This is a genomic window from Mucilaginibacter glaciei, assembly GCF_014773245.1.
Taxonomy (GTDB): Bacteria; Bacteroidota; Bacteroidia; order Sphingobacteriales; family Sphingobacteriaceae; genus Mucilaginibacter; species Mucilaginibacter glaciei.
Genome location: NZ_JACWMX010000007.1, coordinates 141,559 through 166,566, shown reverse-complemented (window position 1 = coordinate 166,566; position 25,008 = coordinate 141,559). Strand labels below are relative to the sequence as shown.

The 25,008-nt window shown below is 43.6% G+C and carries 24 protein-coding genes; 16 read left to right on the top strand and 8 right to left on the bottom strand.

Going from position 1 to position 25,008, the window contains the following annotated elements:
• The first annotated feature begins 16 nt into the window (after positions 1–16).
• The 4 genes from IDJ76_RS17040 (at position 17) to IDJ76_RS17025 (ending at position 6,288) form a co-directional block, all read left to right on the top strand.
• Positions 17–2,407: an ABC transporter permease gene (locus IDJ76_RS17040; RefSeq protein WP_191164794.1), complete on the top strand. Its 2,391-nt coding sequence runs from the start codon at positions 17–19 to the stop codon at positions 2,405–2,407.
• A gap of 53 nt (positions 2,408–2,460) precedes the next feature.
• Positions 2,461–2,622 carry a hypothetical protein gene (locus tag IDJ76_RS17035; protein WP_191164792.1) on the top strand — a complete coding sequence of 54 codons (162 nt, stop codon included), beginning with the start codon at positions 2,461–2,463 and terminating at the stop codon, positions 2,620–2,622.
• Positions 2,623–2,625: 3 nt separating this feature from the next.
• Entirely contained in the window at positions 2,626–3,294 is a 669-nt protein-coding gene (locus IDJ76_RS17030; RefSeq protein WP_191164790.1) for an NAD-dependent epimerase/dehydratase family protein, read from the top strand.
• Between the two features lie 135 nt (positions 3,295–3,429).
• Positions 3,430–6,288: a M16 family metallopeptidase gene (locus IDJ76_RS17025; protein WP_191164787.1), complete on the top strand. Its 2,859-nt coding sequence runs from the start codon at positions 3,430–3,432 to the stop codon at positions 6,286–6,288.
• Positions 6,289–6,360: 72 nt separating this feature from the next.
• On the opposite strand, the gene IDJ76_RS17020 is transcribed toward IDJ76_RS17025, so the two are convergent.
• From IDJ76_RS17020 to IDJ76_RS17005, 4 genes are all read right to left on the bottom strand, one after another.
• Entirely contained in the window at positions 6,361–7,005 is a 645-nt protein-coding gene (locus IDJ76_RS17020) for an START domain-containing protein (RefSeq protein ID WP_191164786.1), read from the bottom strand.
• Positions 7,006–7,067: 62 nt separating this feature from the next.
• Complete coding sequence (locus tag IDJ76_RS17015) at positions 7,068–7,511, bottom strand: hypothetical protein (RefSeq protein ID WP_191164784.1); 444 nt, start codon at positions 7,509–7,511, stop codon at positions 7,068–7,070.
• 18 nt (positions 7,512–7,529) lie between these two features.
• Positions 7,530–7,973, bottom strand: a complete 444-nt coding sequence (locus tag IDJ76_RS17010; RefSeq protein ID WP_191164782.1) for a KTSC domain-containing protein — start codon at positions 7,971–7,973, stop codon at positions 7,530–7,532.
• A 174-nt stretch (positions 7,974–8,147) separates the two neighbouring features.
• Positions 8,148–8,513, bottom strand: a complete 366-nt coding sequence (locus tag IDJ76_RS17005) for a DUF1304 domain-containing protein (RefSeq protein WP_191164780.1) — start codon at positions 8,511–8,513, stop codon at positions 8,148–8,150.
• A gap of 169 nt (positions 8,514–8,682) precedes the next feature.
• On the opposite strand from IDJ76_RS17005, the gene IDJ76_RS17000 reads away from it, so the two are divergent.
• Positions 8,683–9,255, top strand: coding sequence for a sugar O-acetyltransferase (locus IDJ76_RS17000; RefSeq protein ID WP_191164778.1), 573 nt, complete (start codon positions 8,683–8,685; stop codon positions 9,253–9,255).
• A 38-nt stretch (positions 9,256–9,293) separates the two neighbouring features.
• Here IDJ76_RS17000 and IDJ76_RS16995 read toward each other — a convergent pair whose 3' ends face one another.
• Entirely contained in the window at positions 9,294–9,827 is a 534-nt protein-coding gene (locus IDJ76_RS16995; RefSeq protein ID WP_224746382.1) for an OmpA family protein, read from the bottom strand.
• A gap of 328 nt (positions 9,828–10,155) precedes the next feature.
• Here IDJ76_RS16995 and IDJ76_RS16990 point away from each other — a divergent pair, with 328 nt between their 5' ends.
• Together IDJ76_RS16990 and IDJ76_RS16985 are read left to right on the top strand one after the other, a co-directional pair.
• Positions 10,156–12,558, top strand: a complete 2,403-nt coding sequence (locus tag IDJ76_RS16990; RefSeq protein ID WP_191164776.1) for a PAS domain-containing protein — start codon at positions 10,156–10,158, stop codon at positions 12,556–12,558.
• Between the two features lie 71 nt (positions 12,559–12,629).
• Positions 12,630–13,877: a sensor histidine kinase gene (locus IDJ76_RS16985; RefSeq protein ID WP_191164774.1), complete on the top strand. Its 1,248-nt coding sequence runs from the start codon at positions 12,630–12,632 to the stop codon at positions 13,875–13,877.
• Here the strand turns inward: IDJ76_RS16985 and IDJ76_RS16980 are convergent.
• Positions 13,864–14,748, bottom strand: a complete 885-nt coding sequence (locus IDJ76_RS16980) for an alpha/beta fold hydrolase (protein WP_191164772.1) — start codon at positions 14,746–14,748, stop codon at positions 13,864–13,866. The two genes, IDJ76_RS16985 and IDJ76_RS16980, sit on opposite strands and share 14 nt — an antisense overlap.
• A gap of 84 nt (positions 14,749–14,832) precedes the next feature.
• On the opposite strand from IDJ76_RS16980, the gene IDJ76_RS16975 reads away from it, so the two are divergent.
• Entirely contained in the window at positions 14,833–15,924 is a 1,092-nt protein-coding gene (locus tag IDJ76_RS16975; protein ID WP_191164769.1) for a phosphotransferase enzyme family protein, read from the top strand.
• Here IDJ76_RS16975 and IDJ76_RS16970 read toward each other — a convergent pair whose 3' ends face one another.
• The gene (locus tag IDJ76_RS16970) at positions 15,925–16,149 is read right to left on the bottom strand and encodes a hypothetical protein (protein WP_191164767.1); all 225 of its coding nucleotides are present in this window, start codon (positions 16,147–16,149) and stop codon (positions 15,925–15,927) included.
• A 58-nt stretch (positions 16,150–16,207) separates the two neighbouring features.
• On the opposite strand from IDJ76_RS16970, the gene IDJ76_RS16965 reads away from it, so the two are divergent.
• From IDJ76_RS16965 to IDJ76_RS16940, 6 genes are all read left to right on the top strand, one after another.
• Positions 16,208–16,816 carry an alpha-ketoglutarate-dependent dioxygenase AlkB family protein gene (locus IDJ76_RS16965; RefSeq protein WP_191164765.1) on the top strand — a complete coding sequence of 203 codons (609 nt, stop codon included), beginning with the start codon at positions 16,208–16,210 and terminating at the stop codon, positions 16,814–16,816.
• A 217-nt stretch (positions 16,817–17,033) separates the two neighbouring features.
• Positions 17,034–17,507 carry a DUF4920 domain-containing protein gene (locus IDJ76_RS16960; RefSeq protein ID WP_191164763.1) on the top strand — a complete coding sequence of 158 codons (474 nt, stop codon included), beginning with the start codon at positions 17,034–17,036 and terminating at the stop codon, positions 17,505–17,507.
• Positions 17,508–17,686: 179 nt separating this feature from the next.
• Positions 17,687–19,096 (top strand): glucuronate isomerase, encoded by a 1,410-nt coding sequence (gene uxaC, locus IDJ76_RS16955; protein ID WP_191164761.1) that lies wholly within the window; start codon positions 17,687–17,689, stop codon positions 19,094–19,096.
• Positions 19,097–20,137, top strand: coding sequence for a sugar kinase (locus IDJ76_RS16950; RefSeq protein ID WP_191164759.1), 1,041 nt, complete (start codon positions 19,097–19,099; stop codon positions 20,135–20,137). It abuts the gene before it with no gap.
• Positions 20,134–20,793, top strand: coding sequence for a beta/alpha barrel domain-containing protein (locus IDJ76_RS16945; RefSeq protein WP_191164756.1), 660 nt, complete (start codon positions 20,134–20,136; stop codon positions 20,791–20,793). Before IDJ76_RS16950 ends, IDJ76_RS16945 begins: the two co-directional genes overlap by 4 nt.
• Before the next feature lie 74 nt (positions 20,794–20,867).
• Positions 20,868–21,098, top strand: a complete 231-nt coding sequence (locus IDJ76_RS16940; RefSeq protein ID WP_191164754.1) for a VF530 family protein — start codon at positions 20,868–20,870, stop codon at positions 21,096–21,098.
• A 37-nt stretch (positions 21,099–21,135) separates the two neighbouring features.
• Here IDJ76_RS16940 and IDJ76_RS16935 read toward each other — a convergent pair whose 3' ends face one another.
• Positions 21,136–22,452 carry a DEAD/DEAH box helicase gene (locus IDJ76_RS16935; RefSeq protein ID WP_224746381.1) on the bottom strand — a complete coding sequence of 439 codons (1,317 nt, stop codon included), beginning with the start codon at positions 22,450–22,452 and terminating at the stop codon, positions 21,136–21,138.
• Between the two features lie 381 nt (positions 22,453–22,833).
• On the opposite strand from IDJ76_RS16935, the gene fucP reads away from it, so the two are divergent.
• A complete protein-coding gene (gene fucP, locus IDJ76_RS16930) occupies positions 22,834–24,114 on the top strand; it encodes an L-fucose:H+ symporter permease (protein ID WP_191164752.1) in 1,281 nt (426 codons plus the stop codon).
• Between the two features lie 11 nt (positions 24,115–24,125).
• Positions 24,126–24,914: an SDR family oxidoreductase gene (locus IDJ76_RS16925; protein WP_191164750.1), complete on the top strand. Its 789-nt coding sequence runs from the start codon at positions 24,126–24,128 to the stop codon at positions 24,912–24,914.
• Positions 24,915–25,008 lie beyond the last annotated feature (94 nt).

Genomic DNA, 25,008 nt, shown 5'->3' with positions numbered 1-25,008 from the left:
AATCAACTCTAAATATATGATCATCAATCAATTGAGGTTCGCGTTCAGGAATTTGATCCGTACCAAAACCTTTACGGCTATTAATATTGGCGGGCTGGTAATCAGCATTACTGCGGTTATATTAATGTCGTTATACATTGAGAATGAATTGAGTTTTGATAAATACCATAAAAACGCGGCAAATATTTACCGCGTGGTTGATGATAAAAAAACCAACGCGCTCATGCAACATGGTGCCGGCTCTCCGGGCCCTTTAGCACCGGCTTTACTAAATGATTTCCCGCAGATAAAAGAGGCTGTAAGAATCATCAGTGCCGAAGCGCTGGTGAAGTATGAAGATAAGCTTTTTGAGGAAAGGCACTTATACTTTGCCGACCCACAGATATTTAAGGTGTTTGACCTGCCAATGATCAGTGGTAATATAGCGACTGCGTTGGTTAACCCGATGAGTATTGTTATCACGGAGACAACGGCACACAAGTATTTTGGTAATACCGAAGCTGTAGGCAAATCACTTATATTAAATGGGGAAAATTTAAGCGTTACCGGAGTAATTAAAGATGTGCCTGCTACATCACACCTTAGTTTCGATATCCTGATATCGATGGCTACCGCAGTGAAAAAAGACTCGGGTTACGACTGGTTGTTTACCAATTGGTACTCCAATAACTTTTACACCTATATTTTACTGCCTGATGATTATGATGCTAATAATTTGGTAAACCAGTTTGATGCCTTTGCTACCCGGCATAAAGCCAATACCGGCAGTACCACGCACCATTATAACCTGGAAAAATTAACAGATATTTATCTACATAGCGACCGGGAAAACCAGGCTGGTAAAACGGGAAATATAAACAGTCTATACGTTTTTGCGGCCATTGCGCTGTTTGTTTTGCTGATCGCCTGTATCAATTTTATTAACCTTTCTACTGCCCGCAGTGCTGAACGCGCCAAAGAGGTAGCTATAAAAAAAGTGAATGGAGTAAGCCGCGCAGCTTTAATCAGCCAGTTTTATATCGAATCTTTTTTAATGGTAGGTGTGGCGTTAATCATTGCGTTGTTGGCGGCCTACATGATAATGCCTGCATTTAACACTTTCGCGGGCAAATCCATTGTGTTTAACCTGTTAACGCCCATACATATTGCAGCCTTGCTAAGTATTTTGATTACAGTAGGGTTTCTATCGGGTAGTTATCCGGCGTTTGTGCTATCGGGATTTAATCCTGTTGCCGCTTTGAAAGGCACATTGCGTTCATCAACATTTAGTATCGGCATTCGTAAAGGCCTGGTTGTTTTTCAATTTGCTGTTTCCATCATTCTGATCATCAGCAGTATCGTCGTTTATAGTCAACTGCAATTTATGCAAAAGCATGATCTGGGCTTTAAACCATCGCAAACGCTTGTGCTCAATTTTGAAGGTGACGGTTGGGTGAAAAAGCAAAGCCAACTAATAAGTAATGAATTGCTGCGTATAAAAGGAGTAAAGGCGGTTACGGCGTCGTCAGATGTGCCGGGCAATATAACTTCGGGTGGTTGGTCTATGGAATTTGCCAAAAGAACCGGCGACACGATACATGCAGAGTTGCCAATAATTTTAACCGACTTTAATTTTATGAGGCAATATGGCGTACCGATGGTAGCCGGGCGGGCGTTATCTAATCAGTTTGCTGCCGATACCGTGGAATCAATGATCATTAATGAAAGTGCCCTGCGTAAATTAGGCTTTAAAAATGCCGACGAAGCCATTGGCGTTAAGGTGGGGATGTACCCTAATGATGCCCGCGTAATTGGTGTTTTTAAAGATTTTCATTTCGAATCATTACAAAAGCAGATCGGCCCGTTAGCTATGCGGATAATGCCCGACAAGTTCCGGGTGTTTTCTGTTGAAATGAATACGGCCGATGTGAAAACCACGGTACATGACATTGAAAAGCTCTGGAAAAAAATGGTACCGCAAAGGCCGCTGGAGTATAGTTTCCTGAACGAAAGTTTTAACCGTCAATATGAAGCCGAGATCAAATTTGGGCAAATGTTTGGCGTGTTTACAACTCTTGCTATCAGTATAGCATGCTTTGGGCTGTTTGGGCTGGCGCTTTTCAGCGTTAAACAACGCAGAAAGGAGATAGGGATCCGCAAGGTGATTGGCGCATCCGTTATGCAGATAACCGCGCTACTGTCAAAGGAGTTCGTTAATCTGGTATTGATTGCCATCGTGATTGCCTGCCCGATAGCTTTACTCGTAATGAATAAGTGGATCCAGGCATTTGCCTACAGGATTGAGATCGGCTGGTGGATCTTTGCACTTGGCGGGTTCATCGCCATCGTCATTGCTTTGAGTACAATTAGTTATCAGGCAATTAAGGCTGCTATTGCCAACCCCGTAAAAAGCTTGCGGAATGAGTAATTTGTAAAAGAAGTTATTTAGTTATTACATTTGATTTCAAATTAGCAATCAGCATGAGAATATTTGCCGCCCCCATAATGGCTATCATCTTTTTAGGATGGGTATTTTATATTGCCTTTATCACCAAAACGATTAAGAAGCACAAGAACGAAGTGTTTGCCGGCTTCTTTTTTATGGCGATTTGGGCGGTGATCATCGGTTTGATATTCATTTAAAATATGGGAGTTAAACTAATCCTTACCGGCGCAACGGGTTTAGTGGGCGAGGGCGTTTTGCTGGAATGCCTTCAGCATCCGCAGGTTGAAAGTGTTTTGATAGTTAACCGTAAGCCATACAAAGGGGTTCCAAACGCGAAGCTGAAAGAAGTAATAGTGGCCGATTTTTTTAAATTGGAGAATGTTAGCGATCAATTAAAGGGTTACGATGCATGTCTGTACTGTGCAGGTGTAAGCTCGAATGGCGTTAATGAAGCAGATTATACACGGATTACGGTAGATATCCCTTTACACTTTGCCAATGTGCTATTGGATCTTAATCCGGGTATGATATTTAGCCATGTTTCGGGCAGCCATACCGATGGATCTGAAAAAGGCAAAATAATGTGGGCACGTGTTAAAGGCAAAGTAGAGAACGCCCTTATGAAGCTGCCCTTCAAAAACGTATATAACTTTCGCCCGGGTTTTATGAAACCAACCGCGGGGCAGCAAAATATAAAAGGCTATTACAAGGTGATCAATTGGTTATCGCCGCTATTAAAATTGGTTTTCCCGGGCCAGTTAAGCACTATGCGAGAGGTAGGCCTTGCTATGATAAACAGCGTATTAAGGGGCTATGCAAAGCAGGTATTAGAAGTTGTTGATATAAAAGCACTTGCCAAATCAGCATAGCATACACCCTCAGTCACAAATCTGTTACATAAACTTGATTTATAGGTAAACGCTACCAACTAAACGGCTTAATTTCCTAATATTATACCTTTCTTCTGTCAGGGAAGTAAGTTCTCACATATAAAAAAACTATAAATGATCAGATCTTTAAAAATTGCGCTGCTGATTCCGTCGGTGGTATTCATGGCTTTGACCGCCAACGCCCAAACGGCCACCGGGCCCAAGTTGGTAGAAACGGTTACCCGCAAAGGGACCGAATTGGTTATCCCTTACCAAAAGTATGTATTAGCTAACGGTTTAACCGTGATTTTAGCCGAGGATCATTCCGATCCTTTAGTGCATGTGGATGTAACCTATCACGTAGGTTCGGCCCGCGAAGAAATTGGTAAATCGGGCTTTGCCCACTTCTTTGAGCATATGATGTTCCAGGGGAGTGATCATGTTGCCAATGGCGATCACTTTAAAATTATTACTGAGGCCGGCGGTACGCTGAACGGATCTACCAACCGTGACCGTACTAACTATTACGAAACTGTGCCTGCTAACCAATTAGAAAAAATGCTTTGGTTAGAGAGTGACCGTATGGGTTTTTTGCTTGATGCCGTTACCCAGCAAAAATTCGAGGTACAGCGTGCCACTGTAAAGAATGAGCGTGGCCAGAACTACGATAACCGCCCTTACGGCTTAGCAAGCGAATACACCTCAAAAAACCTATATCCTTACGGCCACCCATATTCATGGTTAACTATTGGTTATATCGAAGAATTGAATAAAGTAGGTGTGAATGACCTGAAGAATTTCTTTTTGCGCTGGTATGGCCCTAATAACGCAACCGTAACCATTGGCGGCGATTTAAACCCTAAGCAAACATTAGCATGGGTGCAAAAATATTTTGGCAGTATCCCGCGCGGCCCGGTTGTAAAAAACATGAGCTTGCCTGCGCCGGTATTAACTGCCGACAGGTACGTTTCTTATACCGATAACTACGCCAAATTACCTTTACTATCTATCACTTATCCGGGCGTTAAGCTTTATGATAAAGATATGTCGGCTTTGGATGCCCTATGCGAAATTATAGGCCAGGGCCGTAACTCTATCTTCTACAAAAATTTTGTAAAAACACGCAAAGCTGCGCAAGCAACAATGAGTTCACAGAATTCTGAACTGGCCGGCGAGGTAAGTGTACGCGTGGTTCCTTTCCCCGGCCAGACATTGGCTGATGCTAAGAAATTGGTTGATGAGTCTTACGCTGAGTTTGAAAAAACAGGTGTGAGTGATGACGCATTGGTGCGCTTTAAGGCAAGTGCGGAAGCAAATGCTATCAATGGCCTGTCGAGCGTGAGCGGCAAAGTATCTGCTTTGGCGCAGGCACAGTACATGACCGGTAACCCAAACCAGATAGCCCGCGAACTGGCCGATATCCGCGCGGTTACTAAAGAAGATGTGATACGTGTTTACAATCAATATATAAAAGGCAAACCGGCGGTGTTATTGAGCGTATTGCCAAAGGGCGGTGCCATTGCACCCATTGCTGCCGATAACTTTACTGTAAACACAGCGGGGTACAAAGCGCCTGATTACGGGTACAATGGCTTAAGCTATAAGAAAGCTACCGATAATTTTGACCGTAAGCCTAAGCCGGGTGTAGGTGCTAACCCTGCTATTAAAGTTCCTGCCATCTGGACAAGCACTACAGCAAACGGCATAAAAATTATCGGAACTCAAAACAGCGAGATCCCTTCAATAGCTATGCAGATAGCCATTAAGGGTGGCGGTTTATATGCGGTAACAAACCCTTCAAAAGCGGGTTTGGCAGGCATAGTAGGCCGGATGATGAACGAGGATACTAAAACCTACACTGCCGAGCAGTTTAATTCTGAAATGGATAAGTTAGGCAGCAATATCAGCGTATTTGGGAGTGCAGAGGATATGATCATCAGCGTATCAACTCTCACTAAAAACCTGCCTAAAACAATGACCCTGTTACAAGAGCGTTTGCTGAACCCTAAGTTTACCCAGGATGCGTTAGACCGGATCAAGAAGCAAGCTATCGAAGGTTTAAAACAAGCTAAAACGCAGCCGGCGGTTGTAGCATCAAACGTGTATAATAAAATACTTTACGGGACGGATAATGTGCGTACCTACGCCACCGGCGGTAACGAGCAAACTTTAGCGGCTATCACTTTGCAGGATGTGCAGGACTTTTATGATAACTACTTCACGCCGTCACAAACCCGTATTGTAGTGGTAGGCGATGTTAACCAGGGTGCAGCCCGTGGCAACCTGGCTTTCTTAAACACCTGGAAAGATAAAAAGGTAACCATCCCGGTTTTAACAGAAGGTAAGACGTTTGGTAAAACTACCCTTTACATGGTAGATGTACCAAACGCGGCGCAGTCAGAGATCCGCATTGGTTACTTAGATAAACTAAACTATGATGCAACCGGAGACTATTATAAATTGGGTATAGCCAACTACATCTTAGGCGGCGCGTTTAATAGCCACATTAACCTTAATCTTCGCGAGAAAAAAGGCTGGACCTATGGCGCACGTTCGGGCTTTAGCTCGGGTAATTTTGGTGGCGATTTCACCGCGTCGGCAGGTGTGTTGCGCGCTGCAACAGATAGTTCTGTTGTTGAGTTTATGAAAGAGATCCGTAACTATCAGGCTACCGGTATCACGCCGGATGAATTGAAGTTCACCCAAACTTCGATAGGGCAGAGTGATGCACGCCGCTATGAAACCAACGGACAAAAAGCTGCATTCCTGTCACGGATCTTAGAATATGATCTGAAGCCCACTTATGTAGATGAGCAGAACAAGATCTTATCAACCATTACCCCGGCAGAGATTAATCAGTTAAATAAAAAGTATTTAAATACTGATAACATGATCATATTGGTTGTTGGTGACAAGGCGACAATATTACCCGGCTTGCAAAAGTTAGGTTACCCCATTGTTGAGTTGGATGCCGATGGCAATATGAAAAAGTAAGCAATCGCGATAGCAATAAAAAAAGCCTTCCTGTTAATTCAGGAAGGCTTTTTTGTGTTTATATATCGGGTATTAATTTTTAATAAACGATAGATTCGCATTCCTATACTCAGGTTTTTTGAGTTGGCTACGTAATGCTTTGAAGCTTTGTAGCGGCCCTTCAGACGATAACAAGTTAACCGCCCAGGCGGGAAGGTTACCGGCCGGGTCAACATTCAGCGTATATTCAACTTTCACTTCATTTTTTTCAACAGGGGTTATCAGCCATTTGCCTTTCGAGTTGGCTATACGTACAATGCCGGTTTTAGGGCTAACCATTCCGGGCACAGCGGGGCCGTCAACAATAACCACTTTGGTTGCCGGATCTTGTGTAACGGTAAGATGCGCAACAAAGTCACGGTTCTCTACCGGCCAGGGCAAACTCACTTCAGAGTAATAGTAAACTTCAGATGGCGATACCTGTTTTAGTAGCGTGCATGATTTGGTATGATAAACCCATTCGGTACAGGTTTTAACATCAAGCAGCACCGCAACAATTTGTGATAGGTTTGCCTGGAAATTACACTCCACCCGTAAGGCCTTTACTTTTGAATTCTCTACCGGGCTGGAGTAAACTTTAATCCCGTCGTGGTCGTTCTTTAACGTCCAGGTGGTTTGTGCGCCGGCTATGGAAAAAACCAGCAGCAACAGTAATAATATAGCGGGGCATTTAAACATATAGCATTATATACCACAAAAATAATTATCCGGTTTTAGCGATATGTCATCGGCAAACCATCTTAAAATTTTTCGATCTGCTTGTTTATCCTGCGCGATTGCACATAAAGGATGCCGGAAAATACCAGAATATAAACTGATGCGAAAGCAACGTTTTTGCCGTTAGGGAACTTGTAATCCGTTAAATAGATCTCGCGGGGGAAGTAATTGCGATAGTAAATTTCCAGGTGGTTATTTACGTCGATGTGTTTTTTAGCGTAGTTGGTGCCAATATTATCTACATAGCTTACCACGTTGTTATTTATAAAATCGTTGTGGTAAACCATTGTCGCCTTGTAAGGCTGCGGCAGTTTCTTGTTTACCTCTACACGCACCACCATGGCGGTAGCAATTTGTTTTGTATTAATAAAAACGACGGTGTCTGCCAGGTATAAAATGCCTATTAGGGTAAGTAAGCCTTCTGCGATGAACAGTAATAAATTGCCTCGGCGTTTTAAAAAGTCCATCACAGAAGGTTTTTAGTATTAGGCAGTGGCAACCAAACGGTTAACGCTACGGTAAACATACTCATTATAAATATGCCTGCGGGCAAACCTGCCCGGCGAATCTGCATTTACTAGTTTTACGTAAACGGCCCTTGGCACGTCAAAATATTCGTATGTATTACCGTCTGTAAACACAACCTTTAATACTTGCTTTTCAAATTCAAAATCGGCAATAGCAGCGTTAGTAGTAGTTTCGGTATATTCGGCTATTGACTGCGCACGGGTTTCGGGAGCAATGCTTACCAAAAAATGATAAGCTTCGATAATGGTTTTGCTTTTTTCTTCGGCCTCTACACGGCTTTCGTCCTGAAATTTATCGGGGTGCCAGGTTTTCATCAGGCTGCGGTAAACCAGTTTAAGTTCTTGCAGTTCGGCTGCTTCTGCTACACCTAAAAGCTTGCGGTAATCAACTATTTTTTTCATCTATATTATGCTTATCTTTATTCAATTAGGTTAAATTCAATCAACCGGTCAAATAAGCCGCGAAGTTACGCTTTTCTTAGCAAATATTATTTGAAGTAGTTGTAATAAAAATTTATTGTTTTTAATTTAAAAGTTTTATTTGTCTAAAATGCCCATTCAAACATCCTGATCATATTATAGAATCGCCAACACTGCTATTAAGGCGATAATAGCCGGTAAACTTTGCTTAATTAGTATCGATTTCCCCGCGGTAAACCCGCCGTAAAGAGCCGCAACAACCACGCATCCTAAAAAGAAAAGGGCTATGTTTTTACTCCAAATTAGATCTTTGATCATTAAAGACCATATTAACCCTGCTGCTAAAAACCCATTATAAAGGCCCTGGTTGGCGGCCAGCGAACGGGTCGGCTCAAAAAGCTCGGTAGGGAGAGACTTGAATGTTGCCTTGCCTTTGGTGGTCCATGCGAACATTTCTATCCATAAAATATAGAGATGTTCTACAGCAACTACGGCAATCATTATTTGCGCAAAAAGTTTCATGGTGAATAATTTAGATGCACCAAATTAACACAATTCCTTCAATTATGATGCGGTTTGGGTTGTGATATTGGTGGCCACTACAAAGTAGTTGGACAGGAGGATGCTTACTAAAGATTTTTAGCGGATTGTTTTATACAGAAATTAAAAAATGATTGTAGCTTTAGGGACCATGAAGACCGAAAAACAAAAAATGATCGATGGCGAATATTATATTGCCAACGATGATGTACTGGCCAGTGAACGTGCAGCGTGTAAAGCTTTGCTCAAAAAACTCAATGTTGACGAGTACGTAGTAGGACAAGGCACCAGGGACATATTGGAGCAATTGATACCTAACGCCCCAAAAAGCTTATACATCGAACCACCCTTTCACTGCGATTACGGTTACAACATTACCTGCGGCGAAAATGTATATTTTAATGTGAATTGCGTAGTACTTGATGTAACGCATGTTAAGTTGGGTAATAACGTGTTTTGCGCCCCGGCGGTACAGATTTATACAGCAACCCATCCGTTGGATGCGGTATTGAGGCGCACTAAGGAAAACGGCAAGCCCGTAACTATTGGTGATGATTGCTGGATAGGCGGTGGCGCGGTAATATGCCCGGGTGTAACCATAGGCAACCGCTGTGTAATAGGGGCAGGCTCGGTAGTTATCAAAGATATCCCCGACGATTCATTGGCTGCAGGTAACCCGGCAAGGGTGATCCGAAAAATAGAAACGCAGGATAGGCTGATTTAAACAAAAAACCCTTACCTGCACCGGCTAGGGTTTTTTGTTTATTGTTTTTTGATCTCCACCCGCCGGTTAAGCATCCGGCCAGCTTCGGTTTTATTGTCGGCAATCGGTTTGCTTTCACCAAAGCCCTTTGCGATTAATATATCGGCGTTAACACCCGTATTTACCAGGTAGGTTTTTACCGAATTGGCACGCTCGACAGATAAGGTCATATTGTGCTCATCTGTGCCCTCTGCGCTGCTATTACCATTCAGCACAAATTTAACCGAAGGGTCTTTTTTCATTTCGGCTGCTGCCTTATCTAAAATAGGGTATGCCTCTGTTTTTAAGATGCCGGAGTTAAACTCAAACTGTATGTTTTTAAAATTGTAGTCGGGTTTATCAATGGGCGGCGGAGCGGGTTGCGCCGTAGCAGATTGATCAGGTTGTGGCACAGGTTTGGGTGCGGCAGCAGGTGCAGGTGTTTCTACAACCGGCGCAGCTTTTTGTACTACTTTTTTTGATTTGCACGCCGGTAATGCTGCCATGGCGCATACTACAGCAACCGGGAAAATGTAAGCTCTTAATTGTTTCATGATATGTTTGGTTTGATCAAATATATAGGATTAAACGGTGCAAAGCCCAAATAGGTATAAAAAGCATCGAATATGGATCGGTATCATTAATTTACCAGTTGAAATTAACCCAAGTTCAGCATAGCTATTATACAGTTTAACAGTATACAATATTTTGTTGTTACAACTAACGGCTATTTAAACATTGGCGGGCACAATTGTTGTGCACTAATGTTTTTTTAATAATTTTACGCTCTCTCCCCCTAAAAAATTTAACTATTGCCGTCCGGCAGTAAGAAATTCCTGCTTTTCAATATTTTATTCAAAGATTCACGCATTTATAGAGTTAATGAGCACCTTTCCGAGCAATTTTAGTAACGAATTATTACTTGATATTTTAGCACAAACCAATACCGCTACTGCTATTCACAGTACCGATGAGATGATCATCGAAACGGCTAACGATGCGATGATAGCTATTTGGGGCAAGGACAGGGGCGTTATAGGTCTGCCAATTGAAGAGGCCTTGCCCGAGTTGAAAGGCCAACCGTTTCTGGGATTGCTGCAAAACGTATTGCATACCGGCGAAACTATATCTGGCACCGATACCCGTGCCGATCTGGTAGTTAATGGTGTTTTACAGCCATTTTATTTTGATTTTGAATACCGTGCAATAAAAGATAAGGACGGTAAACCTATATGTGTTTTACACACTGCCCTTGATGTAACCCAGCGCTATCTTGGCCGACAGCGTGAATTGGAACTGGAAAGTGAACTTCAGGCTACTAACGAAGAATTGGCCGCAGCTAACGAGGAGTTGGCCGCGCAGAATGAAGAAATGGCATCAACCAATGAAGAATTGGTGGCTACCAACGAAGACCTGAGTAATTCGAGGCAAAGTTTATTGCAGGCTAACACCAGCCTTGCACAAAGTGAATTGCGGTTCAGGAGCATTGTTGACCAGGCCCCGGTAGCCATATGTGTATTGGTAGGCCGAAATTTAATAATCGAAGCTGCAAATGATACTATTCTTAGTCATTGGGGTAAAACGAAGGCTGTTATAGGCTCGCCTATGGCCGAAGCCATCCCTGAATTAAGTGGTCAGGGATTCTATGGGCTGTTAGATTATACCTATACTACCGGCGAAGTTTACCGGGGTACCGAAGTAAAGGCTGTTTTGAAGCACGAAGGCAAAATGATAGATGGCTATTACAGCTTTATTTATCAGCCGCTAAAAGATTATAACGGGAAAATAACCGGGCTAATCATCGTGTCATCTGACGTTACGGAACAGGTTTTATCCCGTCAGAAGCTCGAACTGAGCACAAACAGGTTAAATAGTATGGTGATGACCGCCCCCATCGGGATGACGGTTATCAAGGGGCGCGACCTCGTTGTAGAAATCGCCAATAAACCCATGTATGATCTCTGGAGCCGCACTCCGGAACAAGCCATAGGCAATAAATTACTCGATGTTTTCCCGGAGTTGAAGGATCAGCCATTCCCTAAAATGTTGTTAAGCGTGTTCGATACAGGCAAACGTGTTTCTGTACCAGAGATTCCCGCCATAATTTCGACGTCTGATGGGAGGATGGAGGAATATTTTGTTGATTTTGCTTATGACCCGTTATATGACCTTGAAGGGAATGTAGAAGCTATTTTGGCCACCGTAATTAACATTACCGAGCAGGTAAAAGCCCGCGAAGAGTTGCAAAAAGCGAAAGATACACTGAAACAGGCGATAGAGTCTGCGGATATTGGTACCTGGAGTGCCGACATGGCTACAGGTTTGCTTACCCTGTCTGAACAAGCTAATCAACTGCACGGCGTACCTGAAGGCAAAACCATTACGCTGGAGCAAGCAATGACCACTGTTACACCTGAATATATTGACAAGGTAAACCATGCGATGAGAGCGGCAATAGATACGCACGAAAGCTTTGATATCGAGTACATCATTAATCCGCTCGATGGCAGTAAGCCAAGATGGTTAAAATCTACCGGTAAAGCCTATTATGATGATGAGGGCCAGGTTATTACAATGTCCGGAACGATGATGGATATAACCCAGAGAAAAGAAAAAGACCAGCAAAAAGACGATTTTATCAGTATTGCCAGCCACGAGTTAAAAACGCCGGTAACCAGCCTGAAGGCAGCCCTGCAATTGCTGGATAAGATGAAAGGTAACCCTTCTCCTGTTATGCTGCCCAAACTGGTAGAACAAAGTAACCGCAGTATGGACAAGATAAGCACCCTGATAGAAGACCTGCTTAACCTGAGCCGTATGAACGAGGGGCAGCTAAAACTGGAAAAATCCAGATTTAGTGTACAGGAGTTACTGGACCAATGTTGTAATCATGTGCGTGTAGCAGGTAAATACGAATTGATAACGCAAGGTGATGAGGATGTTGTTGTATTTGCTGATGAGCATCGCGTAGATCAGGTTATCGTAAATATGGTGAATAATGCGGTCAAATATGCGCCGAATTCGCTGAAAATAATTTTAGACATTGAGAAGCAGGAAAAAGCTGTTAAAATCTCTGTGACAGATACAGGTCCGGGTATCCCAAAAGAAAAACAAGAACACCTTTTTGAGCGTTATTACCGTACTGATGCAGCCGGGTACCAAAACTCAGGTTTAGGTTTAGGGCTGTACATAAGTGCCGAAATTGTACGTAAACATGGTGGTGAAATAGGCGTAGATAGTGAAGTTGGCAAAGGCACAACCTTTTGGTTTACATTGCCATTATAGCAAGTAAATTGGTCGTAATAAAACCATCTGCCCTTTAATTAAGTATATTTGTAAAATTAATTAATCGATACTTGAGTATAACAGCCGCTTACCCATTACCAGAAAATGAAGACGAGCGTTTAGAAGCGCTGGAGTCATATCATGTTTTAGATACCACGCCGGAAGAAGATTTTGATGAGCTTACTTTACTGGCTTCAGAAATTTGCCAAACGCCAATTGCGCTCATCAGCCTGATTGATGATAAGCGCCAGTGGTTTAAATCGCATTATGGATTAGCCATAGACGAAACCCCTAAGGAATACGCCTTTTGCGCCCATGCCATCGTAAACCCCAATGAGGTTATGGAAATTAAAGATAGCCGCCTGGATGCCCGTTTTGCAAATAACCCATTAGTTACCGGCGACCCACACGTTATATTTTATGCCGGTGTACCTTTACTAAACGAAGACGGCCATGCGTTAGGCTCGCTTTGCGTAATAGATAACAAACCAAAAGAACTTACGGCAGGCCAAACCAAAGCGCTGAGGGTTTTGGCCAAACAGGTTTTAGCCCAGATGGAACTTCGGCGTAAAATTGCAAAGGTTGAAAAGGCCAATGCTGAATTACTGGAAACCAACGCTTTTATACAGAAATTCGCATCGACTGCCGCACATGATATTAAAAACCCGTTAAGTAGTATTATGCTTACTTCGCAGGCATTACAGGCACGCTTGGCTACCACCGGCGATACACGCAGCCGCAGTTTGGCGGATATGACCTATAACTCCTCTAAAAAATTGTTGACCCTTGTTGATGAGATGTTGCAGTATTCTAAAGCGCCGGCATCATTGTTATCTAATCAGCAAAGTTTTGAACTGGGTACTTTGCTGTTCAAAGTAGCAGAACTAATCAGTATCCCCCCTGGGTTTAAGTTAAACTATCCTAATGGTGAAAATAACCTCGTTTGCTCATCCGTAGCATTAGAACAGATTTTTCTCAATCTCATTAACAACGCGGTTAGGTACAATGATAAAGACCGTGGTATTATCAATATCACTTTTGAGGAAACCGGCGATTTTTATAATTTTAAGGTAGCAGATAACGGTATGGGTATTGCGGAAAAGAACCTTGCAAAAATCTTTCAGAAAGAAGTGACCTTAAACGTAATAGACCGCTTTAATGCCAAAGGCACTGGCTTAGGGCTGCATACGGTTAAATCTCTTGTAGAAAAACTAAAGGGTACAATCACCGTAACCTCGCGCACGGGCGAGGGTACGACATTCGCTTTTTCCATTAAAAAGAATGTCAATGTCGACGAGGATGAACTTAACGCTTTTTAAGGTCGGCCATTACCTTATCTAATTGCTTATTAAACTCATCGGGTTTCTCAACCATAGGGAAATGCCCGGTGGCATGTACTTTAAATAATTTGAACGGGATCTTTTTTGCACTAAGGCCGGTAGTATCAGTTGGCTGATAATCACTGTTGATCAGGTAAAGCATCTTTTTAGCCTTCAAAAGTTGGTCGCCTTCATTAAAATCATCCCAAGCCAGGCTTTTTATCGCTACGGTGCTATCTGTATGGGCAACGTCATTTAATATCCTTTCTCTTATCGCTTTACTGGTTGTCTTGAAAAAAAGTAACTGATTAAACCATTCAAAGGCAAATTTCTTAAAGTTCTTTTTCATGGCGGCGATGGCTTCCGCATATTCTTTTTTTGCCTTGGAAGTATCGCCGGTTGGTGCCACACCCGCCGATTTAAAATTATCTACACCTACCAGGGCGATAACGTTCTCCGGCGCGTCTATCGCCCCTTGTAAAATAATATCGCCCGCCATGGAGTGGCCTATTAGTACAACTTTTTTGAGCTTTAGCTGATTGATCACATTTTTAACATCCGCACCAAACGCCCGGGTATTAAATTCCTCCCTGTTCTTGTCAGATTGGCCGTAGCCGGGGAGGTCGATCGTGATGACCCTATACCTGCTGCCAAAATGTTTTACCTGGTCGGCCCAGTAAGTTTTATTAATAGCCCAGCCATGCACAAATAGCAGAGTGGTATCGCCGCTGCCGGTATCTGTATAATCTATATTTACATTGTTGCTTACTATGTTTACTTTAGCCTTTGAAACGTTTTGCCGCTGCGGGTTGCCGCAGGTAAATAATACCAGGCCGAGAAGTGATACAAATAGTCGCTTTAATAAATTCATGGTTAGCGTTTTAAATTTCACAACGATACAAAAAAAGGTTTTACAAAGTATAGTTTTAACTTAGTTTAACAGATAATCAGTAATATGCCAGCATCGCCGGATATAGAAAATATCATCAGCCAGTTTAATATTCAAGGTAGCATCGCTCAAATTAAGGTGGTCGATACCGGCCATATTAACGATACCTATCATCTGCAAAACGCCGATGCTATGCAACCCGATTATCTGCTGCAACGCATCAACCACGCCATATTTAAGAACGTGCCAGGATTGATGGATAACATCCGGCAGGTAACCGAGCACCTGAAGGCAAAGTTAGCGCCCGAACAGGCAGATACGCACACTATGACCATTGTTAAACTACACGATGGCAGCCTTTTTCTTAAAGACCACCTGGGTAATTACTGGCGGATATTTCATTTTATAAAAGGCACAAGAAGTTATGATCTGGTAACAACCACGCAGCAGGCTTTTGAGGGCGGTAAGGCATTCGGTAGATTTCAAAGTATGTTAACCGATCTGAATCCCGACCTGTTGCAGGATACCATCCCCGATTTCCATAATATGGAGCACCGGCTGGATCAATTGGAAGAAGCCTTGAATAATAACCTCGCCGGCAGGGCGAAGGGCATAAGCGCCGAATTGGAATTCATTAATGAGCATGCCGACGAGATGTGCGGCATTTTATATTTGGGCAACGCAGGCCGCCTGCCGTGGCGCATTACCCACAACGATACCAAGTTTAACAATGTACTGCTGGATGCCAGCGACCGTGCCCAGTGCGTGATTGACCTGGATACGGTAATGCCGGGTTACGTTGCCTATGATTTTGGCGATGCTATCCGCACCATCATCAACACAGCAGCAGAGGATGAAGTTGATCTAAGTAAAATCGACTTGAATATCCTCTTTTTTGAAGACTACACCAAAGGGTATTTTGAGAAGGCCAGGAGTTTTTTAACCGATATGGAAGTGCAATCATTACTGTTGGGGGTGTTTATGCTGCCCTTTATCCAGGCTGTGCGTTTCATTACCGATTATCTCAACGGTGATATCTATTTTAAAATCAATCATACCGAACATAACCTTCAAAGGGCACGCGCGCAAATACAACTGATTAGGAAACTGGAAGAAAATAAAGAAGATTTAAGAGGAATTATTAATTCATACAGATAATTAATCCCAAACAATATACCACGTGCCTTCGTCGCTTTTTGCATAGCTTAGGCCATCGCTCATCTGATGTACATCCCGGTCTTCTGCAGGGTTAAAATAGTTTTTGCGTTCATAGATGCGCATGCCGCCATTTTCGCGTTGCAAAAAGGCTATTAATGCGTTCATCGCCGGGCCTATTTCATGCAGCCATTGGGCATCGCCCTCCTTTACAAATGCTGAACTCATAATTATTAGTTTTGATCTTTTGATACAACACTTTTTATGCCGAAAACGTTAAATACTAATGGAACAGTTGAGCATTTTTGATGGTGGGCTGCAAAGCCCTAAACTACCTTCCGAATTGATGGATTACCGATCCGGGTTTTTCACAAAAGAGGAGGGGAGCGAATTAGTGCCGCTTTTAAAAGAAAACATTAGATGGAGCCAGGAAACTATCCGGATGTACGGCAAGCTGCTTAATACCCCGCGCTTAACCGCCTGGTATGGCGATAATAATAAAACATACGCCTACTCTGGCAAAAGATACGACCCTTACCCCTGGACTAAAGAATTGCTTTTTATCAAACATCGCGTGGATGCTGCATGCGGCGTCACATTCAATAGCGTGTTGTTGAACCTGTACCGCAACGGCAATGATTCGGTTGCCTGGCATGCCGATGATGAGCCCGAATTAGGCAGCAACCCCATTATCGCGTCGGTAAGTTTTGGGCAGGTAAGGCGGTTTGATGTGCGGCATAATGATGACCGTAAACTAAAGTATTCCGTAGATTTAGAGGATGGCTCATTGTTAATTATGAAGGGCGATCTGCAACACAACTGGCAGCACCAGATCCCTAAATCTGCCAAGGCAATGAGCGAGCGGATCAACCTTACTTTTAGGATAATTAACTAATGACAAGTTGTCAAAACCTTAAAATGGGCATTAACTTAAAAGAAATGTAAATATTTAAGTAATTTATATTCTGTTACTTGTATCGATTATATAAATGCAATGATGAACTATATTAAATTATACTGGCCGATACATGCATTTGGTTCTGTTAGTTAAACATCGTTAAAAATTTCGGTAATTTATCGCTAAGTTTGTATTGCACACTAAAAGAATCAGCATGAAAAAAATAATCCTTTTGGCCGTCGGCCTTGGTTTCGGTACCATAGCCTTTGCTCAAACAACCATCACTCCGGCAGGGGCTGGCATCACTTACGGTAAAACCTTGACCGCAGACAATTCCGTAAGTACCGAAGTGCTCAATTCAACTCTTAGCAAGGATTCTGTTTATACCGGCAAGATCACCGGTACGGTAGTTGAGGTTTGCAAAAAGAAAGGTTGTTTTATGAAGATAGCCCAGGTGAAGGGTGCGCCTATTATGGTGCAGTTTACAGATTACGCCTACTTTATGCCGCAAAACATTGTGGGCAAAACGGTAGTGGTTGAGGGTAAGGCCAAAGTAAAAGAAACCTCGGTAGCCCGCTTAAAGCATTACGCCGCCGACGCCGGTAAAAGCATAGAAGAGATAGCAATGATCAGCGAGCCTAAAAAAGATATATCTATTATGGCCGATGGTGTTTTGGTGGTAAAATAAACCTTCGATTGAAATTTTTGAAAGGCCTGTAAGCTTAGCTTTTGGGCCTTTTTTGTTTACTCATACTTCTACGCTGTGTATTTTGTACAAATCCACTACAACGATTTCGACAATAGTTTTGGGTGCTTTGGCAGATTAATCCTATAATTACAGTTTCCTTGCCAAATTATAAACCCGTTATGAAAAACTTCCTTGACCAGGATTTTTTGCTGCAAACAGAAACTGCTAAACGCCTCTATCATGAGTTTGCAGCCGATATGCCCATTATCGATTACCACTGCCATTTACCGCCCGACCAGATAGCCAATGATATCAATTTTGAAAATATCACATCGGTTTGGCTTAACGGCGATCATTATAAATGGCGGGCCATGCGGGCCAATGGGGTAGATGAAAGTTACATCACCGGCAATAAGAGTGACAAAGAGAAATTTGAGCAATGGGCGGCAACCGTACCCTACACACTGCGCAACCCGCTATACCACTGGACACATTTAGAGCTGCGCCGTTACTTCGGGATCGACTCGCGACTGATGCCGGGTACAGCTGATTATATTTACAACGATTGCACCGCCAAGCTGCAAAGCCGCGACTACAGTGTGCGCAAACTTATTACCGGGCGTAACGTGGAGGTGATCTGTACGACTGACGACCCGCTGGATAGCCTAGAGCACCACCAAAAGATAAAAGAAGACGGGTTTGATTTAAAGGTATTGCCCGCGTTCAGGCCGGATAAGGCCATGTATTGCGACGATACCAAGGCAATGAATACATATATTGCCCAATTAGAGGTGGTGGCTGATACGGTAGTAAACAGCTTTGAAAGCTATCTGCATGCACTGAAGAAACGCCATCACTACTTTGCCGCAAATGGCTGCTGCGTATCCGACCACGGATTGGAACGCATGTATGCCGATGATTATACCGACAATGAGATCGTAGCAATCTTTGCCAAAATACGGACCGATCAGGTTTTAAGCCCGGTGGAGCGCGGAAAATTCAAATCGGCCATGCTGTATAACTTCGCCGTTTGGGATCATGAAAAGGGCTGGGTACAGCAATTCCATATTGGGGCCATCCGCAACAACAGCTCACGCGGCTTAAGGCTTTTGGGGCCTGATACAGGCCGCGATTCCATCGGCGACTTTTTACAAAGCCGCAACCTTGCCCGCTTTTTAGATAAACTGGACAGTGAGGACAGGCTCACCAAAACCATCATCTACAACATTAACCCGGCAGATAACGAAATGATAGCTACCATGGCCGGCAACTTTAATGACGGCTCGATAGCGGGCAAGATCCAGTTTGGTTCGGCCTGGTGGTTTTTGGATCAGAAGGACGGGATGATCAAGCAATTAAACGCGCTATCTAACATGGGGCTTTTGAGCAGGCTGGTAGGGATGCTGACAGATTCGCGCAGTTTCCTTTCCTTTCCGCGGCATGAATATTTCCGCCGGATCTTGTGCAATTTATTAGGTGATGATATTGAGAATGGCGAACTGCCCAACGACTTGCAATGGACGGGCAAGATAGTGCAGGATATTTGCTATTACAATGCCAAAAACTACTTTGATTTTGATAAGAAATAAATGAGCGGGTTACTTCAACAAAACTATAAAGAAGGGGCCGTGCTGTCATTTGGTGAACTGCTGTTGCGCATCGTGCCCGATGCCGGTGGCGAATGGTTAAATGATAACGTGCTGCCGTTTTTTATTGGCGGTGCCGAATTGAATGTGGCTACGGCTTTGGCCTTGTGGGATGTGCCTTCTAAATATTTTACAGCCCTGCCGCAGAATGGCATGTCTGCACAGATCGTTGAATACCTCAGTCGAAAAAATATCGATACTACGCCGGTTTACTATCAGGGTAACCGGGTAGGTTTGTACTACCTTACCAAGGGGAAAGACCTGAAGCATGATGCCCTGATCTATGACCGGGCCAACTCAGCATTTGCCGATCTGCAACCCGGGATGATCGATTGGGATAAGGTGTTAGACGGTGTTACCTGGTTTCACTTTAGTGCGATTTGCCCTGCAATTAATCAGCAGGTGGCGGATGTTTGTATGGAGGCTTCAAAAGTAGCTTCCGAAAGGGGGATCACCATTTCAATCGATTTAAATTATCGCTCCAAGTTATGGCAGTATGGTAAACATCCTAAGGATGTTATGCCAGAGTTAGTGAAGTATTGCGACGTGATTATGGGCAATATTTGGGCCGCCGAACAGATGCTGGGAATAGAGGTATTAGGCGATATACATGAGAGCGGCCAAAAGAGTATTTACCTGAAAGAGGCCTTGTCATCGTCAGAAAGGATCATGGCAGAATATCCAAAATGTAAGGCAGTTGCCAATACCTTCAGGTTTGATGCCACTGGCGATATCGACTACTACACCGCGCTGTATTATGAAGGTGAATTTTACAATTCGCAAGAATACCACGCCACTGAATTTGTTGCCAAAGTAGGCACCGGCGATTGTTTTATGGCCGGGCTGATCTACGGCTTTTACAATAACCTGGGCCCGCAGGAAACGTTAGAATATGCAACTGCTGCAGCTTTCCAGAAGTTGTTCATTGCCAGCGATGCCACCACACAAACTGCCCAGCAAATCACAAACACCATAAAAGCATGAAGAGTAAAGAAACCGTTTTAGACAGCATTTTAACACAGGGGATGCTGCCCTTGTTTTTTTACGAAGATGCCGATGTAAGTTTAGAAGTGATCCGTACGCTTTATAAAGCAGGGGTTAGGGTGCTGGAATATACCAACCGTGGTAAGGAAGCCTTGGGCAACTTTGAGTTTATCAGCAAGATCGTCAAAAAGGAAATCCCCGATCTGCACTTGGGGATAGGCACGATTAAGACTGAAGGAGAGGCAGAACGATTTATTAATGCAGGTGCCGATTTTATTGTGTCGCCGATTATCGATGCCGGTGTAGCCCGCGCTGCCGAGCGCTATAAGATGCTTTACATACCCGGTTGTATGACACCTACCGAAATTAATTTAGCGCAAAGCCAGAAGGCCGCCCTGATCAAGATCTTCCCGGCTAATATTCTGGGCCCGGCCTTTATATCATCTATCCGCGAGCTATTCCAGGGGCAGTTATTTATGCCGACGGGAGGGGTAGAGATAGAGGTAGGCAATATCTCCGAATGGTTCCGTTCCGGGGTTTGTGCGGTAGGCATGGGCAGCAAGCTCATTAGCAAGAACGTGCTGGATAACAGGCTATACGATCAGTTATATAACGATACGGTTAAGGCTTTGGAATTGGTACAGTTGAGTAAATAGCAACAACTTGGCATGGCATTGCCCCCTTGCTTATCCGTTTCATAAAGCCTCAATTAAAATCGTATTTTCGCCCTATGGAGCAACCCAAATCAAAAGATCCGTTACACGGTAAAACTTTAGAAGCTATCCTGAACGCCCTTGTTGCGCATTTGGGCTGGGGCGAAATGGGTTACCGCATCCGGATCAATTGCTTTTTGGATAACCCTAGCGTTAACTCCAGTCTTAAATTCCTGCGTAAAACGCCCTGGGCCCGTAAAAAGGTAGAGGATCTGTATATCGAGTGCAGTAAGGATATGCCTGCGTAACAAAAGAGCCACAATGTCTTGTGGCTCTATAAATTTCTTAATGTTTCTTTTTATTATTCAATTTCGCTTTATATCCCGAGCTAAAATTATAAGTCTTTGAATTTTCAGGCTTCTTTTCGTGGAATGCTGCACCCGGCTCGTATTTGTTAGGGTCGGCTTTAACAGGTTTTTTGGCCGCTTCTTTTTCGGCTTCCTTTTGCTTGCGTTCCTTTTCAATTACCAATTCTTCAGGTAATTCGGCGCGCTGCATTTTTTGGCCGGTAGTATATTCAATTTTAACTACCTGGTCCAGTTCCAGGTCGGTCACAAAGGTCAACGCAAGCGTTTCATCTTCCGCATTAACATCGTGGTTGCTTACATGCTCGATATAAACAGCTTTATCCGCAGGCAAATCCAAATGGATAATGAAAGGGATATTTTGCAGGTCGATGCTTTCGGTGTTTTCGTTCGCTACGATCAGTACGCGCAGACTGTCGTCCGCTTTAAACTCGCTGATATCCTTTACCAGGTTATACTCAAAATCGGTAGGGTTTAATATAGCTACCGCGTTATGGATGCGGTTTTGCAGGCTCTTGTAAACGGTCTCGGCAGTTTGGCGGGTGTTGGCAAAAACTACCGTTTTGGTGAACAGTTCCTCATCGTACATGAACAAGTTCAGCAAGTTAACCTTGGTGCCAAAGTTAGGCACATGGTATAACATCTGCGGATGCATAGGTACTTGCTGGTCAGGTAGTTCTTCTACTTCAATTGTAGTAGGCAAATGCATGAAAGGGGCGATCATTTTCTCCAGCTTGTCATGCAAAACCTCGCTAAACACCAGATGTTGCGCCCTACCGATGCTGTTGGCTAGTTCCACTACAGGTAACTGTAAACCTTTCTTTACTATCTGGTGGGCATCGTCTACAACCAATAATTCAACCTTGTTCAGGTTCAAGCCTAACTTCAGGTAAATAGCACGTGCACGGTCGGGCGTTGCAATTACGATGTCGGCACCATCGGCCAGTTCGTCCATCTGCTGCTCGGTACCTGTACCGGCATGCAGCGTAACAATGGTCAGTGATTTATTTTGGTTCAGCCTGTCAAACTGGGCTACAATTTCAAAGATCTTTTCCTGGTCGGGTGCTAAGATCAGCACGCGCGGTACACCTTCGGCATCGTGGTTAAAACGGTTGATCGTGCTGATCACGTAGGTGGTTGTTTTGCCACACCCTTCAGGGCCGATGCCGATCACATCCTGACCGCCGGTAATGCGGCCCAGCGTTTTTAACTGGATCTCTTTCGGGGTATCAAACCCTGCTTCAACAACCGATCTTACTAATAGCTTTTTAAGCTTAAACTTTTCTGCCCACACCATTTAAAAAATATAAAGAGTGCAAAGATACCAAAACCATATTGCTTTTAAGGAATGAGGCTCAATGCGCCAACACGGCGGCCTCACGGAGATTAAATTGTTACTCAGCTTGTAACTATCCAACTCACACAGCCTGCTTTTCCTAAAATCAATGCTCTTTTTTATGTAAACCCATGTATTTTATAATTTATTGATTATCAAATATATATGAATTTAATTTATTGAAATATGTAAACCTTTGTAAACCCAATTTCGGCAAAATGGCTTCAATGACATTCGCTACTTAACTGACAGTCACTTTGTTTTCTGTAAGATGCCACCGAAATACAGGCTGGAAATAAATTAAAGTGCTATATTGAGCGCACCAATTTATGCTTATAACTAATGTCTAAAAATAACACGTTCACAGCGGTTGCACTTATAACCTCGCTGTTCTTTATCTGGGGTTTCGCATTGAATTTGAACCCGATCCTGATCCCGCACCTCAAAAAAGCCTGCCAGTTATCAGATTTTCAGTCATCGTTGATCGACTCTGCATCTTATATCGCCTACTTCCTGCTACCAATCCCTGCGGCGCAATTCATGAAAAAATACGGGTACAAAGGTGGTATTATTATTGGCCTGCTGCTATTCTCGGTGGGTGCATTATTGTTCTACCCGGCTGCTGCGGTTCGTAATTACGCTTTCTTCCTGTCGGCCTTATTTGTAGTATTCTCGGGCATGGCGTTTTTAGAAACTGCCGCTAATCCGTTGATAACCTTAATTGGCGACCCCAAAGGCGCAACCCAACGGATTAACTTCTCGCAATCGTTTAACGGACTGGCGGCTACCGTAGCACCCCTAATGGGTGGTACCTTTATCCTGTCGGGTAAAACGCTTACAGCCGCCGAAGAAAAAGGCATGTCGGCAGCGCAACTTAATGAATATTTAAATAAAGAGGCATCATCCGTTCAGGTTCCTTTTCTTGTGATCAGTATCGTAGTGTTTTTGGTTACCATAATGGTTTGGCGCACTACCTTCCCGGTTGTCAAGGAAGAAAGCAGCGACGAAGTTTTGGACGAAAAACGTTCGTTAGGATCGCGCATTGCGGAGTTATTAAAGGATAGGAAGCTCATGTCGGGCGTGTTGGCTATATTCTTTTATGTGGGCGGGCAGGCCTGCGTAACCAGCTTTTTCATCCGCTTTAGCGAGAAGGTTGCGCAGATCTCTGAAAAGGATGCTTCGCAAATTTACCTGCCACTGGCTTTTGCAGGCTTTATGGCGGGCAGGTTTATCGGCACCTTTTTGATGAAGTATTTTAGCCCTGTAAAATTGCTGGTTACCTACAGTATTATAAATATATTTCTGATCATATTGGCTGTTAATTTAAGCGGCATGGCGGCGGTTTACACGCTGATGGCGGTTTGGTTCTTTATGTCTATTATGTTCCCGACGATATTCTCGTTAAGCATCCGCGATTTGGGTGCCAAAACCAAACTGGGCTCGTCGCTGGTTATCATGGGTATAGTTGGCGGTGCGATTATGCCGCCGGTTATGGGGCGAATATCTGACGCATCTAACATCCAGCTGTCTTACCTGGTGCCGGGCGTTAGTTTTATCATGATCTTATGGTTCGCTGTAAATAATTTGAAGGTGAAGAAGGTGGCTATTGTAGCCGGCCATTAATCAGAATAAAAATGAACTTGAATTTAACTGATAAGATATTTATAGTAACAGGTGGTGCTAAAGGCATTGGCGAAGGAATTGTACATGCGTTAGCTGCCGAGGGTGCTATCCCGGTGATCATTGGCAGGAGCGAGGCAGATAACCTGAAAGTAGTTAACGAGATAAAAGCCCTCGGGTTTAAATCCGATCAGGTTGTTGCAGAGTTAACTGACCCAAATGCGTGTGAAAGATCTGTAAAGCAGATAAGTGATAAATATGGCCGTATTAACGGCGTGGTAAATAATGCCGGCGTTAACGATGGCGTAGGTTTAGAAAGCGGCGATTACGACAGCTTTATAGCATCCCTGCATAAAAGCATGGTACATTACTACCTGATAGCGCATTACTCTTTACCAGCCTTGAAAATATCAAAGGGCAGCATTGTCAATATTACATCAAAAACTGCCGAAACCGGCCAGGGAAACACGTCGGGCTATGCGGCATCAAACGGTGCCCGTAATGCGTTAACCCGGGAATGGGCGGTAGAATTGCTCAAATATGGCATCCGCGTAAATGCGGTTGTTGTTGCAGAATGCTGGACACCCTTATACGAATCATGGATAAGTACTTTGCCAGATCCTGATGCGAAGCGAAAAGAGATAGAGGCGAAGATCCCACTGGATAACCGCATGACCACTACAGAAGAAATAGCTAATACCGTAGTATTTCTACTGTCCGACAGATCAAGCCATACAACCGGGCAATTAGTTTATGTCGATGGAGGATACGTGCATTTGGACAGGGCGATAAGCGCGTTGTAATTAACTTCAAAGCCACCATGTCATTGTTAGGACATGGTGAAAATAAGTAAACATTCTGTCATTGCGAAAAGCGCAGCGAATGTGGCAATCTCAG